Origin of the sequence: Streptomyces sedi (assembly GCF_006335015.1) — a bacterium.
Lineage (GTDB): Bacteria > Actinomycetota > Actinomycetes > Streptomycetales > Streptomycetaceae > Streptomyces > Streptomyces sedi.
In genome coordinates, this window is the sequence record NZ_VDGT01000010.1 from 86,804 (window position 1) to 102,260 (window position 15,457).

At 73.9% G+C, this 15,457-nt stretch carries 14 protein-coding genes; 5 read left to right on the plus strand and 9 right to left on the minus strand.

All coding sequences use genetic code 11. The annotated features are described in order from the left end of the window. Positions 1–65 precede the first annotated feature (65 nt). The gene (locus tag FH715_RS14990) at positions 66–464 is read left to right on the plus strand and encodes a MerR family transcriptional regulator (RefSeq protein ID WP_139645425.1); all 399 of its coding nucleotides are present in this window, start codon (positions 66–68) and stop codon (positions 462–464) included. A 127-nt stretch (positions 465–591) separates the two neighbouring features. Here the strand turns inward: FH715_RS14990 and FH715_RS14995 are convergent, their stop codons facing one another. Together FH715_RS14995 and FH715_RS15000 are read right to left on the minus strand one after the other, a co-directional pair. Further along, complete coding sequence (locus FH715_RS14995) at positions 592–2,550, minus strand: PhoX family protein (protein WP_139645427.1); 1,959 nt, start codon at positions 2,548–2,550, stop codon at positions 592–594. Between the two features lie 222 nt (positions 2,551–2,772). Beyond that, a complete protein-coding gene (locus FH715_RS15000) occupies positions 2,773–4,305 on the minus strand; it encodes an aldehyde dehydrogenase (NADP(+)) (RefSeq protein WP_139645429.1) in 1,533 nt (510 codons plus the stop codon). Positions 4,306–4,442: 137 nt separating this feature from the next. On the opposite strand from FH715_RS15000, the gene FH715_RS15005 reads away from it, so the two are divergent. Next, positions 4,443–5,213 carry an IclR family transcriptional regulator gene (locus tag FH715_RS15005; protein WP_139645431.1) on the plus strand — a complete coding sequence of 257 codons (771 nt, stop codon included), beginning with the start codon at positions 4,443–4,445 and terminating at the stop codon, positions 5,211–5,213. Positions 5,214–5,234: 21 nt separating this feature from the next. Here the strand turns inward: FH715_RS15005 and FH715_RS15010 are convergent, their stop codons facing one another. Then, positions 5,235–6,155: an NmrA family NAD(P)-binding protein gene (locus FH715_RS15010; RefSeq protein ID WP_139645433.1), complete on the minus strand. Its 921-nt coding sequence runs from the start codon at positions 6,153–6,155 to the stop codon at positions 5,235–5,237. Positions 6,156–6,273: 118 nt separating this feature from the next. On the opposite strand from FH715_RS15010, the gene FH715_RS15015 reads away from it, so the two are divergent. Beyond that, positions 6,274–6,849 (plus strand): TetR/AcrR family transcriptional regulator, encoded by a 576-nt coding sequence (locus tag FH715_RS15015; protein WP_139645435.1) that lies wholly within the window; start codon positions 6,274–6,276, stop codon positions 6,847–6,849. A gap of 15 nt (positions 6,850–6,864) precedes the next feature. On the opposite strand, the gene FH715_RS15020 is transcribed toward FH715_RS15015, so the two are convergent. The 4 genes from FH715_RS15020 to FH715_RS15035 all read right to left on the minus strand — a co-directional run bounded on the left by FH715_RS15020 (position 6,865) and on the right by FH715_RS15035 (position 11,265). Next, positions 6,865–7,347 carry an NUDIX hydrolase gene (locus tag FH715_RS15020; protein ID WP_211367652.1) on the minus strand — a complete coding sequence of 161 codons (483 nt, stop codon included), beginning with the start codon at positions 7,345–7,347 and terminating at the stop codon, positions 6,865–6,867. Positions 7,348–7,517: 170 nt separating this feature from the next. Next, the gene (locus FH715_RS15025; protein ID WP_139645436.1) at positions 7,518–8,966 is read right to left on the minus strand and encodes an NCS2 family permease; all 1,449 of its coding nucleotides are present in this window, start codon (positions 8,964–8,966) and stop codon (positions 7,518–7,520) included. A gap of 147 nt (positions 8,967–9,113) precedes the next feature. Beyond that, positions 9,114–10,325, minus strand: a complete 1,212-nt coding sequence (locus FH715_RS15030) for a hypothetical protein (RefSeq protein WP_139645438.1) — start codon at positions 10,323–10,325, stop codon at positions 9,114–9,116. 1 nt (position 10,326) lies between these two features. Further along, positions 10,327–11,265 (minus strand): 5-dehydro-4-deoxyglucarate dehydratase, encoded by a 939-nt coding sequence (locus tag FH715_RS15035; protein WP_139645440.1) that lies wholly within the window; start codon positions 11,263–11,265, stop codon positions 10,327–10,329. A 181-nt stretch (positions 11,266–11,446) separates the two neighbouring features. On the opposite strand from FH715_RS15035, the gene FH715_RS15040 reads away from it, so the two are divergent. Further along, positions 11,447–12,334 (plus strand): NAD-dependent epimerase/dehydratase family protein, encoded by an 888-nt coding sequence (locus tag FH715_RS15040; RefSeq protein WP_139645442.1) that lies wholly within the window; start codon positions 11,447–11,449, stop codon positions 12,332–12,334. Positions 12,335–12,725: 391 nt separating this feature from the next. Here the strand turns inward: FH715_RS15040 and FH715_RS15045 are convergent, their stop codons facing one another. Together FH715_RS15045 and FH715_RS15050 are read right to left on the minus strand one after the other, a co-directional pair. Continuing rightward, the gene (locus FH715_RS15045) at positions 12,726–13,376 is read right to left on the minus strand and encodes a response regulator (protein WP_139645444.1); all 651 of its coding nucleotides are present in this window, start codon (positions 13,374–13,376) and stop codon (positions 12,726–12,728) included. Continuing rightward, positions 13,373–14,539, minus strand: a complete 1,167-nt coding sequence (locus tag FH715_RS15050; RefSeq protein WP_139645445.1) for a sensor histidine kinase — start codon at positions 14,537–14,539, stop codon at positions 13,373–13,375. Before FH715_RS15050 ends, FH715_RS15045 begins: the two co-directional genes overlap by 4 nt. 159 nt (positions 14,540–14,698) lie before the next feature. Here FH715_RS15050 and FH715_RS15055 point away from each other — a divergent pair, with 159 nt between their 5' ends. Next, positions 14,699–15,451 (plus strand): class I SAM-dependent methyltransferase, encoded by a 753-nt coding sequence (locus FH715_RS15055; RefSeq protein ID WP_139645448.1) that lies wholly within the window; start codon positions 14,699–14,701, stop codon positions 15,449–15,451. The last annotated feature ends 6 nt before the right edge of the window (positions 15,452–15,457 follow it).

Sequence of the window (15,457 nt, forward strand, 5' to 3'; positions counted from 1 at the left end):
TACGCTAAAACCTGACGTTGACGTCAGAGGCAAGCCGCGGGACGGCTGCTCGTACGGGAGAAGAGATGCGCGTCGGAGAGCTCGCCGCCAGGACAGGCGTCAGCGTCCGGGCCCTGCGCTACTACGAGGAGCAGCGCCTGCTCAGCGCCGAGCGCAGCCCCAGCGGTCAGCGCCGCTACGCGGAGGGCGCGGTCGAACGGGTCCGGTTGATCCAGCAGTTGTACGCCGCCGGGCTGTCCAGCAGGACCATCGCCGAGTTGTTGCCGTGTGTCGTCGAGGGCCGCGCCACCCCGGAGCTGCTCAGGAGGCTGGTGGCGGAGCGGGACCAGGTCGAACGGCGCATCTCCGCGCTCGTGGAGGCCGGGAAGCGGCTCGACTCGGTCATCACCGCCGCCACCGGCAACATGCGCACAGGCGTCCCCTGCTGGCAGGAGGACCCCGAGGCCCCGGACCGCCGCCCGTAGCGCCGGGGACGGCCGCGACCGCTCCGTCGACCACCCCGCGCCGGCGCCGGGACCCCCCGAAGTCCCGGCGTCGGCACGAGCGATGACGCGAGCGATGACGCGAGCGTCGGCTCCGCGCGGTGCCGGGTCAGGCGCCGATCTTGCCGCCGTCGACGCGGGTGATGGCGACCGTGGCGGAGCGGGGGCGGCCGTTCGGGCGGAAGTCGGGCCAGTTGCTGACGGCCCTCGGGTCGTCGGCGGTGGCCTCGCCCCAGTGGTCGGTGGACTCCCCGGGGTGCTGGACGTTGACGAAGAGCGTCCGCTGGTCCGGGGTGGCGGTGGCGCCGGTGATCTCGCAGCCCCGGGGGCCGGTGAGGAAGCGCCGGATCTCGCCGGTCTCGGGGTCGGCGGCCAGCATCTGGTTGTTGCCGATGTTGTCGTACCCCTTCTCGGCGAGGTGCTGGGAGCCGTTGGAGACGTCGGTCTGGATCCACAGCCGGCCGTCGTCGTCGAACCAGACGCCGTCGGGCGAGCCGAAGATGTTGGTCTCGTCGAGCTCGACCCGCTCGTCGTAGGCGGGGTCGCCGGCGAGGACGAAGAGGTCCCACTCGAAGGTGGTCGACGTGTGGTCGCGGTGCTTCTCGGTCCAACGGACGATGTGGCCGTAGGGGTTGGGCTTGCGCGGGTTGACCGCCGAGTCCCAGCCGCTGCCGTTGGTGAGGGTGCAGTAGACGTCGTTGTTGCGGGGGTTGATGGTGATCCACTCGGGGCGGTCCATCTTGGTGGCGCCCACCGCGTCGGCCGCCTCGCGGGTGCGCAACAGCACGTCCGCCTGGTCGGCCCAGCCGTTGTCGCTGGTCAGCGCGCCTTCGCCGTGGGTCAGCGGCAGCCACTCGCCGCTGCCGTCGTCCTTGAAGCTGGCGACGTAGAGCGTGCCGTGGTCCAGCGGGCTGCGGCCCCTGGCGCGCTGCATCCGCCAGTTGCCCTTGCCGACGAACTTGTAGATGTAGTCGCCGTCCTGGTCGTCGCCGGTGTAGGCGACGACGCGGCCCCGGGACTCGGTGACCGTGCAGCCCTCGTGCTTGACGCGGCCGAGCGCGGTGCGCTTGACGGGCTTGGCGTCGGGGCGCTTGGGGTCGATCTCGACGATCCAGCCGAAGCGGTTGATCTCGTTCGGGTTGGCCGCCAGGTCGAAGCGGGAGTCGGCCAGGTGCCAGTCGAAGCCGCCGCCCTCGGCGGAGACCCCGTAACGTTCCTGCGTCGCGTCCGGCGCCCAGCTGGAGTCGGTGGTGCCGAAGTAGTTGTTCCAGTTCTCCTCGCAGGCGAGGTAGGTGCCCCAAGGGGTCACGCCGTGCGAGCAGTTGTTGAGGGTGCCGCGCGGGCTGCCGGCCGCGCGCAGCGCCGGGTGGTCGGCGCCGACGGGTCCGGAGAACGCGACGGGGGTGTCGCCGGTGACGCGCCGGGCGTAGCGGGAGTCGACCCGCTCCCAGGAGCCGTCGCGGCGGCGCTCGATCTCGACCACGGAGACGCCGTGCGCGGCGAGCGCCTTGCGCACCTTCTCCTCGGTCATGTCGGCGGCGCCATCGGGGAAGAGCAGCTCCTGGTCGATGTACTCGTGGTTGAGGACCAGCAGCCCCCGCTTGCTGCCCTCCCGGCCGTTGCCGAGGGGGAAGAAGTGCATCCCGTCGTGGTTCATGCCGACCTGCTCGGCCTGCTCGTCCGCGGTGTTGCCGCCGTCCTCGCGCCAGGCGGGCCCCTCGGGGCGGATCGGGGTCCCCCAGGGGATGAGGACCTGCGCCTCGTACCCCTCGGGAACGACGAACGCGTCGGCGTCCGAGGTGGGGACCGGCTCGAAGCCCAGCAGCCGACGGCCGTGGCCGGGGCGTCCGCCGCCCGGGTGCGCGCCGGCGGCGGCCGGGGTGGCCGCCGAGCCGCTGACCGCGCCCGGCCCCACGAGGAACGCGGCTGCGGCGGCCGTGCCGCCCAACAGCGCGCCGCGCCGGGACATCCGGCCCTGGACAACCTCGCCGAAGGACGGGTTGTCGGAGCGGTTGGAACTGACGTCGTCCGGGTCCACCTGCGGAAACACCGGGTGCTGTGCTGACATCGCGAGTCCTCACGTGGCTGTTGTGGCGGAACTTTCGTGTTCGGTTCCGGTGAGGCTAGGAGTCAACAGTGGCGCAGAGTGACCGCCAAGGTGAACGCGCGACCACCTCCGCCTATACGGCTGATTCACCCTGACGGTTCACTCAACCGTGGACACGGTGGCGGTCGCGCGTTCCCCTCTCGTGCGCGCGTGTCCGTTCTCGCCCGGCGCGCGGCGGGGTGTTCAGCCCTCGCGCACCTCGCGGGTTCCGTTCACGCGGCGGGGGACTCCCAGCGGGTTGTCGTCGCGCAGCTCGGCGGGGAGCAGCGCCTCGGGTGCGTTCTGGTAGCTGACCGGTCGCAGCCACCGCTCGATGGCGGTGGCCCCGACCGAGGTGGAGCCGGAGGTGGAGGCCGGGTAGGGGCCGCCGTGGTGCTGGGCCGGGGTGACCGCGACGCCGGTGGGCCAGCCGCCGACCAGCACCCTGCCGGCGAGCGGGGTCAGCTCGGCCAGCAGCCGCGCGCCCGTGCCGCTCTCCGTGTCGGCGGCGCCGAGGTGCACGGTGGCGGTGAGGTTGCCGGGGAACCTGCCGAGCAGCGCGGTCAGTTGGCCGGTGTCGGCGTAGCGGACGACGACCGTGAGCGGGCCGAAGCACTCCTCCAGCAGCAGGTCGTGGTCGCCCTCGGCCAGCAGCCGTCCGCCGTCCACGGTCAGGAAGCCGGCGGCGACCGTGCGGCCCTCGCCCTCGCCCGCGTCCACCGGGGCCTCGACGCCTTCGAGCCGCTTCCTGGCGTCCACGCCTGCCAGGAACGCGTCGCGCATCCGGCCGTCGAGCAGCACGCCGGGGGCGACGTCGGTCAACTTCTCACCGAGAGTGGTCACCAACCGGTCGCCGGCCTCGCCCGCCGGGACCAGGACCAGTCCCGGCTTGGTGCAGAACTGGCCCACTCCCATCGTCATCGAGCCGGCGAGCCCGGCGCCGATCTCGTCGGCCCCCTCGGCCGCCGCGACCTCGGTGACGACCACCGGGTTGAGGCTGCCCAACTCGCCGTGGAACGGGATCGGCCGGGGCCGGGCCGCCGCCGCGTCGAAGAGCGCGCGCCCGCCGCGCACCGAGCCGGTGAAGCCGGCGGCGGCGACCAGCGGGTGCTTGACCAGCGCGACGCCGGCGTCGAAGCCGTGCACCACGGTGACGACGTCCTCCGGCAGCCCGACCTTCACCGCCGCCCGGCGCAGCGCGGCACCGGCCAGCTCGGAGGTGGCCGGGTGGTCCGGGTGCGCCTTGACCACAACGGGGCTGCCCGCGGCCAGGGCGCTGGCGGTGTCGCCACCGGGCACGGAGAAGGCCAACGGGAAGTTGGAGGCGGCGTAGACCGCGACCACCCCGAGCGGGATCTTGTAACGCCGCAGGTCGGGGCGCGGCGGGGTGAGCGAGGCGTCGGCGCGGTCGATGATCACGTCGAGGTAGCCGCCGTCCTCGATCTCGTCGGCGAACGCACGCAACTGGCCCGTGGTGCGGCCGAGTTCGCCGGTGAGTCGGGGCTCGCCGAGCGCGGTCTCGGCGTCGGCGGTCGCGATGAGTCGCTCGCCGTCGGCGGTCAACTCGTCGGCGGCCACGCGGAGCAACGCGATCCTGACCTCCCGGTCGGCGAGCGCGTCCCGCACCGCGTGGGCGGCCCGGACGGCCGCGTCCACCTCATCGGCGGTGGCCTCGACCGCCGCCTGCTCGCGCTGGTTCCCGGTTCGGGGGTCCACACTCCACACTGGTACTGCCACCGGAATCGATCCTCCTGAACGGTCTGCTCCCGGAGGGACGAGGTTCGCTATAGTACGGTTCGAGATTCTGAACATCGTCCCGATATGTGAATTTCGGTTCGGACTCTATCGGGTGGGAAACAAGGGGGTCAAGGACGATGCCAGCCGGTGAGATGGGTGGTTCCCAGGTCAAGTCGGCGGTCCGCACGGTGGAGCTTCTGGAGTTCTTCGCCGGCCGACCCGGAATGCACTCGCTCGCCGACGTGCAGTCGGCCGTCGGGTACCCCAAGTCCAGCCTCTACATGCTGCTGCGCACCCTGGTGGATCTGGGCTGGGTCGAGACCGACGCCACCGGCACCCGGTACGGCATCGGCGTCCGCGCCCTGCTGGTCGGCACCTCCTACATCGACGGCGACGAGGTGGTGGCCGCGGCGCGCCCGACGTTGGACCGGATCGCCGACGACACCGGCGAGACCATCCACCTCGCCCGGCTGGACGGCACCAACGTGGTCTATCTCGCCACCCGCCAGTCCGAGCACTATCTGCGCCCGTTCACCCGCGTCGGCCGCCGACTGCCCGCGCACTCCACCTCGTTGGGCAAGGCACTGCTGGCGACCCACCCGGACGAGAAGGTGCGGGAGCTGCTGCCCGCGAAGCTGGAGGGGCTGACCGAGCACACCCTGACCGACCGCGAGGAGCTGATCGCGGAGCTGGCGGTGGTCAGGGAGCGCGGTTACGCGGTCGACCGCGAGGAGAACACGCTGGGCCTGCGCTGCTTCGGCATCGCCATCCCCTACCGGCAGCCGGCGCGGGACGCGATCAGCTGCTCGGTGCCGGTGGCCCGACTGACCGAGGCACACGAGCAGTTGATCAGGGAGGCGCTCTTCGACGCGCGCGACCGGCTCAGCCTGGCGACGCGGCACCTGTGAGCGCCCCGGCCCGGGGAGGGGTCAGGCCGCGCGCAGCCGCTCCCGGGCCCAGTCGGCGAACGAGGTGACCTCCAGGCCCAACTCCCTTGCGAAGGCCGGGCGCGCGGGCTGGCCGACCACGTTCAGCCACTCGTGGGAGGCGCCCATGTGGGGCATCCCGGCGGCGAACGCCTCCTCCTCCGTCATGTCGGGCGCCGGCAGCTCCCGGCCGAGCGCCTCGGAGAGGACCGCGGCGATGGCCGTCATGGGCAGGTGGTCGCCCGCCAGTTCCAGCTCGACCTCGTGGAACCGTTCCGGCGCGGCGAACGCGGCGGCGGCGGCCCGGCCGATGTCGACGGTGGCGACCAGGGAGAGCCGGGTGTCGGGGTGGACGACGGAGACCAGTCCGCCCTCGACGCCGCGCGGGAAGAGAAAGGCCATGGAGGGAACGAAGTTCTCCATGAAGAAGCCCGGCTTGATCAGCGTCCAGCGGGCGAAACCGGCCTCCCGCACCCGGTCCTGGATCGCCGCCTTGGCCTCCAGCGTGGGCATCATCGCCGCCCAGCGACCCTCGGCCCAGCCGGGCGCCTCACGGTGCTGGCCGGCGCCGCTGACCGAGGTGTGCACGAACTGCCGCACGCCCGCGGCCCGCGCGGCCTCGACCAGGTTGACGCCCTGGGCGATCTCGGCGGCGTAGTCGAAGTCGCCGCCGAGTATCGGCGGCATCTGCACGGAGAAGACGGCGCCGGCGCCCTCGACCGCGGGCGCCAGCGAGGCGGGGTCGCCGAGGTCGCCGGTGACCAGCCGGGCGCCGAGCGCCTCGACCTCCCGGGCGCGCGCGGTGCCCGGGTCGCGGACCAGGGCGCGCACGGGGCGCCCGGCGGCGAGCAGCGCGCGGGCGGTCACGCCGCCCTGCCTGCCGGTGGCGCCGGTGACCAGAACGGGTGCGGAGTCGGTGGACATGCGTTCCTCCGGGGGTGCGAGCGTGCCTGTGCGACACAAAACGGCGGGGCCCGCCGTTTCATGGACGATACAATACGGCGGACCCCGCCACTTCACGCAACCCCCGAGGTGAAGCCCCATGTCGACGCCCGCCACCCAGCGACGCGCGGACGCCCGCCGCAACCACGCGCGCATCCTCGCCGTGGCCGAGGCGGAGGTCGCCGAGCACGGCGCGGGCGCCTCGCTGGAGCAGATCGCCCGCGTGGCGGGCGTGGGCTCGGCGACCGTGCGCCGCCACTTCCCCACGCGGCGCGCGCTGTTGGAGTCGGTCGCGCGGGCGCGGATCGACGCCCTGTGCGCGCGGGCCGAGGAGCTGGAACGGGAGGAGGACGCGCGGGCGGCGCTGCTGGAGTGGCTGGGCGACGTGGTCGCCTACTGCGCCTCGGCCCGGGGGTTCGCCGCCGCGATCGCCGTCGACGGCGCCGAGCCCGAGTCGGTCTACGAGAACGCCTGCTCGGCGTCGTTGGAGCGGGCGGGCGCGCCGCTGCTGCGCCGCGCCGAGGCGGCCGGCGCGGTGGCCGGGAGCGTCACGATGACCGAACTGATCACGCTGATCGTCGGTATCGCGCTCGCCACCGAGCACCACGCGGCCCCCGAGTCCCAGGCGGAACGCCTCTTCCGGCTGGCGGTCGCGGGGCTGAGCCCGGCGGGGTGACCCCGCGGAAGGCGTTCAGTGGTGCCAGGGAAGGCGGGTCGGAACGGGGGGCCGGCGGCCGGCCAGCAGGTCGGTGAGCAGCGGGGACAGGCCGCGGGGGGTGAGCGGCTCGGCGGTGGTGGCGAGTTCGGCGGCCGGCCACCAGCGGTGCCGGGCGAGGGCCAGCTCCTCGTGCGGCTCCCGGTGCGCGGGGTCCACGGTGTGCGCGGTGACCCGGTGGAAGAAGAAGTGGTCCTCGAAGTAGCCGCTGCGCCACCCCAGGTCCGCGTGGCCGCCGGTCCAGGCGACCGAAGCGCCCAGCGCCTCGGGGGCCACGCGCAGCCCCGTCTCCTCCCACAGCTCCCGCGCCGCCGCCGCGGCCAGCGACTCCCGCCGCCGCACGCCGCCACCGGGCGTCATCCACACCGTGGGCGCGCCGTTCTCCCCCGGCAGCAGGAACAGCAACAGCCGTTCCCGCGCGTCGACCAGCAACACCCGAGCCGACCTGCGACCCCCCACGTTCCCTCCCGCGACCGCCGCTCTCCACGGCAGTATGGCGGACCGCACGGGCCGCCGTCGGGCGCTTCGCCACCGGGCACGGCGGCGTCGCCGGTCGCGGGAGGGGCGGGGCGGTGCACCCCGCACGGGGGCCCGGGCGAGGTGGCCGCCGTCGCCCACGAGTGCGGGGCTCAGTCGACGCCCAGTGCCTGGCGGACGGGGTCGATCGCGAAGTAGACGACGAAGAGCGCCGCCGTGACCCAGACCAGCCAGTTGACGTCGCGGACGCGGCCGGTGACGGCCTTCAGCACGACATAGGCGACGAAACCCGCGCCGATGCCGTTGGTGATGGAGAACGTGAACGGCATCACGGCGATGGTGACGAACGCCGGGATGGCCAGCGTGTGGTCGGCCCAGTCGATCCTCGCGACCTGGGTCATCATCAGGAAGCCGACCGCGACCAGGGCCGGCGCGGCGGCCTGGGCGGGGACGACGGTCGCGAGCGGGGAGAGGAAGAGCGCGAGGCCGAAGAGCGCGCCGGTGACGACGTTGGCCAGCCCGGTGCGGGCGCCCTCGCCGACGCCGGCGGCGGACTCGACGTAGGAGGTGTTGGAGGAGGCGGATGCCGCGCCGCCCGCGGCGGCGGCGAGGCCGTCGACGAAGAGCAGCCGGCCCAGGCGCGGGACGCGCCCCTCGCTGTCCAGCAGGCCGGCCTCGCTGGTGACGCCGACCGCCGTGCCCATGGTGTCGAAGAAGTCGGTCAGAAAGAGCGTGAAGATGATCAGCACCACGGTGATGGCGCTGATCTCGGCGAACGCGCCGAAGAGGCTGAACTGGCCGACGAGTCCGAAGTCGGGCGCCGCCACGAGCCCGTCCGGCCAGACGGGAACGGTCAGCCCCCACGCCGCCTCGGGGATGTCGGCGACGGCGTTGACGATCATGGCGAAGACGGTCATCACGACGATGCTGATGAGGATCGCGCCCTTGACCCGGCGGGCGAGCAGCGCGAGCGTCAGCAGCAGGCCGAGGCAGAAGACGAGGACCGGCCAGCCCGCGAGTTCACCGGTGGCGCCGAGGCTGAGCGGCGGGGAGCCCTCGTGCCCCATGGTGAAGCCGGCGTTGACGAAGCCGATCAGGGCGATGAAGAGGCCGATGCCCACGCCGATGGCCTGCTTGAGCGCCATGGGGATGGCGTTCATGACGGCCTCGCGGAAGCCGGTCATCGAGATCACGCAGAGCAGCAGGCCCTCCAGGACGACCAGTCCCATCGCGTCGGGCCAGGACATCCGGGGCGCGATCTGGAAGGCGACCATCGCGTTGATGCCGAGGCCGGCGGCGAGCGCCAGCGGGAGGTTGGCCGTGATCCCCATCAGGATGGTCATCACACCGGCGACCAGCGCCGTGACGGTGAGCACCTGGACGGGCGCGAGGGTGTCGCCGTGGACGTCCTGGGCGCCGCTCAGGATGAGCGGGTTGAGCACCAGGATGTAGGCCATGGTGAAGAAGGTCGCGACGCCGCCGCGCACCTCCCTGACCACGTTCGTGCCTCGGGCGCCGAGTTGGAAGAAACGCTCCAGCGGGGAGCTGGCGGCGGCGCCGCCCGGCGTGCTGTCGCCCTGGGTCGGCCGATTGACCGGCATCGTGGAATCCTTGACTGAGCGGGGTCGGGAACTCGTGGATTCTCCCTGTTCGGCGAGGTGCGCGGGGTTCCCGGGGGTGACGAACGGCGGCAACGTTACGCGATCGCGTCCTCTGCCCGACCCCCGGACGACGAAGCGCGCGGGGGCTCAGTCCAGGGCGTGCAGCGCCTCGGTGACCGCGCGCAGATCGGCGTCGTTGGCCAACCCCGCGTGGTAGAGCCGGAGTTCGGTGGCGCCCAGCGCGGCGGCGTGGGCGGCGTCGGCGGCGAGGGTGGCGGGCGAGCCGCCCATGCCTGCGACGACGGGCAGGTTGGCGGCGACGGTGCGGCCGACGGCGGCCGGGCCCCGGAACGGGGTCAGCGCCGCCGTGCGCGCGGCCGGTCCCCCGGCGCAGGGCACCACCACGCCGTCGGCGTGGGCGAGGACGGCGGCCGGCTGGACGCCGACGTTGGCGCCGCAGCGGTGCGGCGCGGGGTCGGCGTGGAGCAGCACGCGGAAGTCGGGGCGGCCCGCCTCGGCGGCGCGGGCGCGCACGGCGGCGACGGTGGCGCGCTGGAACGCGTCGGCGACGCCGAACCGCCAGGCCGCCACGGCCTCGGCCAACTCCTCGCCGAGCGCGGCGACCACGCCGGCCCACTCCCCCGCCCGGTCCCCCGCGCCCGGCGCACTTGCCCCGGCCCACGCCGGCGCGAGCGCCGCGCGCACGGCGGCGCGCAGCCGCTCGGGGTCGGCGCCCGCGCCGGCGTAGCCGTCGGCGCAGAACGCGCAGAAGCAGAGCGACATCAGCAGGGCGCCGACGCCGCCGAGCGCGGCGCCGCCGATCTTGTCGTGGGCGTGCAGGTGGTCAAGGCCGTACCAGCCGCAGGACTCCAGCTCGACGCCGGCGGCGCCGGGGCGGACGGCGGCCTCGGCCGCCAGCGTCTCGGCGTAGGCGCGCACCTCGGGCCTGGCGACGCACGGCGCCCAGGGGTAGCGGTCGCCGAAGGCGTTGACGACGGTGCTCTCCGGATGGTCCTCGCCCAGCCGGGAGTTGTGGGCGAGGATCACCCACGAGTGGGTCTCGACGCCGGCGGCGGCCAGCGCCTCGGCGGCGAGGCCGTAGGGGTCGTCCTCGTCGAGCCAGCCCTGGCGGTACGGGCGCGGCGCGCGGCCGGCCCAGCGGGCCTCGTCGGGCGGGTAGTAGACGGCGGAGTGCCGGGCGGTGACCACCCGGTGTGCCGGGTGGCGCGGGGTGAGGGCGCGGGTGCTGTGGTAGGCGGAGGCGAGGGTGGCCTGGTGCACGCCGAGGGCGGCGATCCGTTCGGCGGCGGCGGGGTCGCCCACCACGTCCCAGGGATAGACGAAGGTCGAGGCGCGCATGTCAGCTCCGCACCAGCCCGAGGCCGGTGTCGATCAACGCGGCGAGCCGGTCGAGGTGTTCGGGCAGCGGCTCGCTGAGCGGCGCGCGCACCTCGCCGACGTCGAGGCCGCGCATCCGCACCCCCGCCTTGACCAGGGAGACCGCGTAGCCCCTGCCCTCGTTGCGCAGCTCGACCAGCGGGCGGTAGAAGCCGTCGAGGAGCCGGCGCAGCGTCTCCTCGGCCTCCGGGCCCTCCGTGTGGAGGGCGGAGTGGAAGGCGAGGGCCACCTCGGGGAGGAACGCGAAGACGGCCGAGGAGTAGAGGGTGACGCCCAGGCCGCGGTAGGCGAGGCCGGTCAGCTCGGCGGTCGGCAGGCCGTTGAAGTAGCGGAACGGCTGGTCCGGGTGGGCGGTGCGCACGGCGGAGATGGTGCGCTGGAGGAGGTCGAGGTCGCCGAGGCCGTCCTTGAGGCCGACGACACCGGGGGTGGCGGCGAGGGCCGCGACGGTCTCGGGCGTCAGGACGACGTTGTCGCGCTGGTAGACGATGACGTCGAGCGAGGTGGCGGCGGCCAGCTCGGTGAAGTGCCGCAGCAGTCCGCGCTGGTCGGCGACGACCAGATAGGGCGGCATGGCCAACAGGCCGTCGGCGCCCGCGCGTTCGGCGCGGCGGGCGAACTCGCCGGCCAGCGCGGTGCCGTAGCCGGCGCCCGCCACCACGGGCACGGCGCCGGCGGCCTCCTCGACGGCGGCGGCGACACAGCGTTCGAACTCGTCGGGGGTGAGCGCGTGGAACTCGCCGGTGCCGCAGCAGGCGAAGACCGCGCCGGCGCCGGCGTCGATGCCGGCGCGCACATGGGCGCGGTAGGCGTCGAGGTGGAGCGAGCCGTCGGGACCATAGGCGGTCACCGGAAAGAACAGCAGGCCGTCCAGGCGTTCACCGAGTCTCGCGTCGGTCATTCTCTCTCCCCTGACCGTGCATGATGATGACCATCGTCCATGTTTCTGAACAACCCACGCTAGTTCAGCGGCGTTTCCCCGGTCAACCCGCCGTTGACGACGTCCAGGTCAGCGCTTACCGTGACCCGGAAACCCGCCTCGCGGCTCGCCCTTCTTCCGCCTCGCGACTCATGGAGCACCCATGCCGGCAGATCAGCCCGCTGAACGGACACTGTCGGAGGAGAACGACGCCCGCCCGCTCGTCCTGCTCACCGGGGCGGCCGGCGGCGTCGGCACGCTGATGCGCGAGCTGCTGCCGGCGCACGGCTACCGGCTGCGCAACCTGGACATGCTGCCCGTCGACGGCGACCCGGACGCGGTCGTCGCCGACCTCGCCGACCGCGAGGCGCTGCGCGAAGCGGTGCGCGGCACGGACGCGATCCTCCATCTGGCCGGCATCTCGGTGGAGTCCACCTTCGAGAAGATCCTGCGCGCCAACATCGAGGGCACGTACCGCCTCTACGAGGCGGCCCGCGAGGAGGGCGTGCGGCGGATCGTCTTCGCCTCCAGCAACCACGCCGTGGGCGCGACGGAGTGGCCCGCACCCGGTGAGCCCCCCATCCCGGTGGACGCCCCGCACCGGCCCGACACCTTCTACGGGCTCTCCAAGTGCTTCGGCGAGGACCTGGCCCAGCTGTACTGGGAGCTGCACGGGATCGAAACGGTCTCCATTCGGATCGGCTCCTGCTTCCCGAAGCCCACGTCCGTTCGGATGCTGTCGGTCTGGATGAGCCCGGCCGACGGCGCCCGGCTCTTCGACGCGGCACTCAGCGCGCCGAACGTCGGCCACACCGTGGTCCACGGCTCGTCGGCCAACACCAGGACGGTCTGGGACCTGACCTCGGCGCGAGCGCTGGGGTACGAGCCGCGGGACGACTCGGAGCCGTTCGCCGCGGAACTGATCGCTCAGCACGGGGAGTTGGACACGAGCCGGCCGGAGCAGGCCCGGCTCGGCGGCCACTTCATGACCGACCCACCGTTGTGGCGGGAGCCGCAGGCGACCACCCACGTAGCCGGTGCGACACCGTAGTCGACCGCGGCCCGCCACGGATGCACCGCGCAGTTCCCCGCGCCCCCAAACAGGCCGCCACCGGCCACAGGTGAACCCGCACCTGACCGACCACGCCCACCCACACCAGGGGCGCGGGGAACTGCGCGAGCAACCACACACCGGGCCGAAGACGACAACCCACCCTGCCACGAAGCTCCGTAGTCGACTGCGGCCCGCCACGGATGCACCGCGCAGTTCCCCGCGCCCCTGACGGGGCCCCACCCCGTCGTCGAAGAAACCCGCACCCTACGGCGAACGCCCACCCACACCAGGGGCGCGGGGAACTGCGCGAGCAACCCACCACCAGGGCAAGGACGACAACCCGCCCCGACCGGCAAGGTCGGTGGTCGACCGCGGCAACCGCCGGAGGCTATTCGCTGAGGCCGGCGTCCCTGGCCAGCAGGGCCGCCTGGACCCGGTTCGTGACCTCCAGCGTGGTCAACACCCGGCTGACGTGGGCCTTCACAGTGCTTTCGCGCATCCCGAGGCGGCCGGCGATGTCCGCGTTGGTCTCGCCCTGGCCGACCAGCGCCAGCACCTCCCGCTCCCGTGGCGTCAGCCGCTCGACGCGGGCGCGCGCCGCCGTCGCGCGGGGGCGGCCGGTGTGGTGGTAGCGGTCGATCAGCCGGCGGGCCGCCGTCGGGTGGAGCATCGCGGAGCCGGAGGCCACCAGGTGGACGGCGCGCTGGATCTCGGCCGGGTCGGTGTCCTTGAGCAGAAAACCGTCCGCGCCGGCGGCCAGCGCCCCGTAGACGTACTCGTCCAGGTCGAAGGTGGTCAACGTGATCACCCTCGGCGGGTGCGGCAGCGCGCGCAGCCGGCCGGTGGCCGTGATGCCGTCCATGCGGGGCATCCGCACGTCGACCAGCGCCACGTCGATCCGGTGCGCGGTGGCCAACTCGACGGCGCGCAGCCCGTCCGCCGCCTGGGCGACCACCTCGATGTCCTCGTCGGCGTCGAGCAGGTCGGCGAGTCCGAGGCGGACCAGGGCGTCGTCGTCGACGATCAGGACGCGGATCATGCGGAGGAGCCGTTCTCTTCGGGGCCCGGGACGGCGGGCTCGGAGTGGGTGGGGTGCGGAACGCGGGCCGCCAGCCGCCAGCCGCCGGTGTCGTCGGGCCCGGCCTCCAGTCCCCCGCCGAGGGCGGCGACCCGTTCGCGCAGGCCGACGAGGCCGAATCCGGAGGGCGCCGCCGTGGCCGGGGCGGCGCCGGGGCCGTTGGTGATCTCCACGACGGTGGCCGGCGGGCCGTGGTCGAGGCGCACCGCGACCGGCGCGTCGCCGGCGTGCTTGCGGGCGTTGGTCAGCCCCTCCTGGACCAGCCGGTAGACGGCCAGGCGGTGTGCGGCCGGTGCGCGTTCGGGCGTTCCCGCGACGTCGAGGGAGACGCGTTGCCCCGCCTCACCCGCCTGTTCGACGAGCTCCCGCACGTCGCGCAGCACGGGCGCCGGCGCGGTCTCGGCGGTGGCGGCGCCCGGGTCGTGGAGCGCGCCGAGCACGTCGCGCAGGTCGGACAGCGCCTCGGTCGAGGTGGTGCGCAGCAGCCCGAGGCGTTCGACGACGGGTGCGGGCAGCGTCTCGGAGCGGGTGGCCAGCACCCCGGTGTGCAGGGCGATCAGGCTCAGCCTGTGGGCCAGCACGTCGTGCATCTCCCGCGCGATCCGGGAACGTTCGGCGGCCCTGGCGGTCTCCTCCCGCAACTCGCGTTCGATGCGCAGGTGTTCGACCTGGTCGTGGAGCGCGCGCACCAGCCGTCGCCGGTTGCCGAGCCACATGCCGGCGATGATGGCCAGCACCAGGAAGACGGGCGCGCCGTACTGCTGGGGCCGCCACAGGGAGATCTCCTCCGGCGCCGCGAAGTTGGCGACCAGCACGGCGAGGGCGCAGCCCACGGCGATGGCGGTGCGGCGCCGCGTCGCCAGGTCCAGCAGCGCGACGAGCAGCAGCGGCAGCAGCGGCCAGCCGCCGAGCGCGACCGCGACGGTGGTCAGCGCCGGGGCGACCCACCAGGGGATGCCGCGCGCCAGCAGGACCAGGCCACAGAGCAACGCGGCACCGGTGGCCGGCGTGACATAGCGGCCGGCGGACGCCACCCCCGCGTTCAGCACGGAGGTGCCGGCTACGAAGAGCACCACCCCGTAGCGCGCGTAGACGCCCCAGGCGGGGTTCTCTCTCCTGCTCACCGCACTCACCCGACCAACCCGACTCACGGGACGATCGTAGATCGGCCACGGGGGCGTCCGCCCTCGACCATCGGGGCGGGCCGGTACCGACTTTCGTCGGGGGTGGCCGTCGCGGAACGGCGGATTCCCCGGCGCGCGCCGCTTCCTACCGTCCTGAGCATGGACGACGCACCCCTTTCCGATGCCCCGCACCTCCCTCAGTCCTCCGCCCGCCCGGCGGGCGCGCCGCGCCGCGAGCGCTCCGCCGGACGGTGGGCGTTTCTCGTCGAGGCGGCCCGCGACCTGCGCACCACGGGCGCCGTGGCACCCAGCGGTCGCGCGCTGGCCTCGGCGCTGACGCTGCCGGTGCGCGAGCGGCGGGGGCGGACGCTGAACGTGCTGGAGGTGGGGGCCGGCACCGGGGCTGTGACGCGGAGGCTGCTGCCGCTGCTGCCGTGCGGGAGCCGGCTGGACGTGGTGGAGGCCAACCCGCGCTTCGCGGACCGGCTGCACGGGTTGCCGCGCCCCGAGGGGCGTGACGTGCGGGTGCACATCGGGAGGGTGGAGGAACTGCTCGTCGACGTGCGGTACGACGTGATCGTCTCGGGGCTGCCGTTCGCCAACTTCCCCGCCGTGCAGGTCACCGCGATCATGGACCTCTATCTGCGGCTGCTGCGGCCGGGCGGGGCCCTGACCTACTTCGCCTACCGGGGCACCCGGCGGGCCCGCGCCCTGGTGGCCTCCCGCGTCGAGGCCGTCCGGCACCTGCGGGTGGAGGAGGAGCTGAGCACCTACCACGCGCGGTGCGCGGCGCGGTCCCGCACGGTCTGGGGCAACCTGCCGCCGGCCCGCGTCTGGCGGCTCACCGCGCCCGCGCCGGCGGAGCCGGCCGCCCGGGCGGCGGCTGTCAGCACCGCCCGAGCGCCCGGGTGACCGGCC

Bases quoted from the DNA above. Each gene is read 5' to 3' on its own strand.
- FH715_RS15045 (WP_139645444.1), bottom strand. From the start codon at position 13,376: ATGATCCGCGTCCTGATCGTCGACGACGACGCCCTGGTCCGCCTCGGA.
- FH715_RS14990 (WP_139645425.1), top strand. From the start codon at position 66: ATGCGCGTCGGAGAGCTCGCCGCCAGGACAGGCGTCAGCGTCCGGGCC.
- FH715_RS15010 (WP_139645433.1), bottom strand. From the start codon at position 6,155: ATGTCCACCGACTCCGCACCCGTTCTGGTCACCGGCGCCACCGGCAGG.
- FH715_RS15030 (WP_139645438.1), bottom strand. From the start codon at position 10,325: ATGCGCGCCTCGACCTTCGTCTATCCCTGGGACGTGGTGGGCGACCCC.
- FH715_RS15015 (WP_139645435.1), top strand. From the start codon at position 6,274: ATGTCGACGCCCGCCACCCAGCGACGCGCGGACGCCCGCCGCAACCAC.
- FH715_RS15040 (WP_139645442.1), top strand. From the start codon at position 11,447: ATGCCGGCAGATCAGCCCGCTGAACGGACACTGTCGGAGGAGAACGAC.
- FH715_RS14995 (WP_139645427.1), bottom strand. From the start codon at position 2,550: ATGTCAGCACAGCACCCGGTGTTTCCGCAGGTGGACCCGGACGACGTC.
- FH715_RS15055 (WP_139645448.1), top strand. From the start codon at position 14,699: ATGGACGACGCACCCCTTTCCGATGCCCCGCACCTCCCTCAGTCCTCC.
- FH715_RS15025 (WP_139645436.1), bottom strand. From the start codon at position 8,966: ATGCCGGTCAATCGGCCGACCCAGGGCGACAGCACGCCGGGCGGCGCC.
- FH715_RS15005 (WP_139645431.1), top strand. From the start codon at position 4,443: ATGCCAGCCGGTGAGATGGGTGGTTCCCAGGTCAAGTCGGCGGTCCGC.
- FH715_RS15035 (WP_139645440.1), bottom strand. From the start codon at position 11,265: ATGACCGACGCGAGACTCGGTGAACGCCTGGACGGCCTGCTGTTCTTT.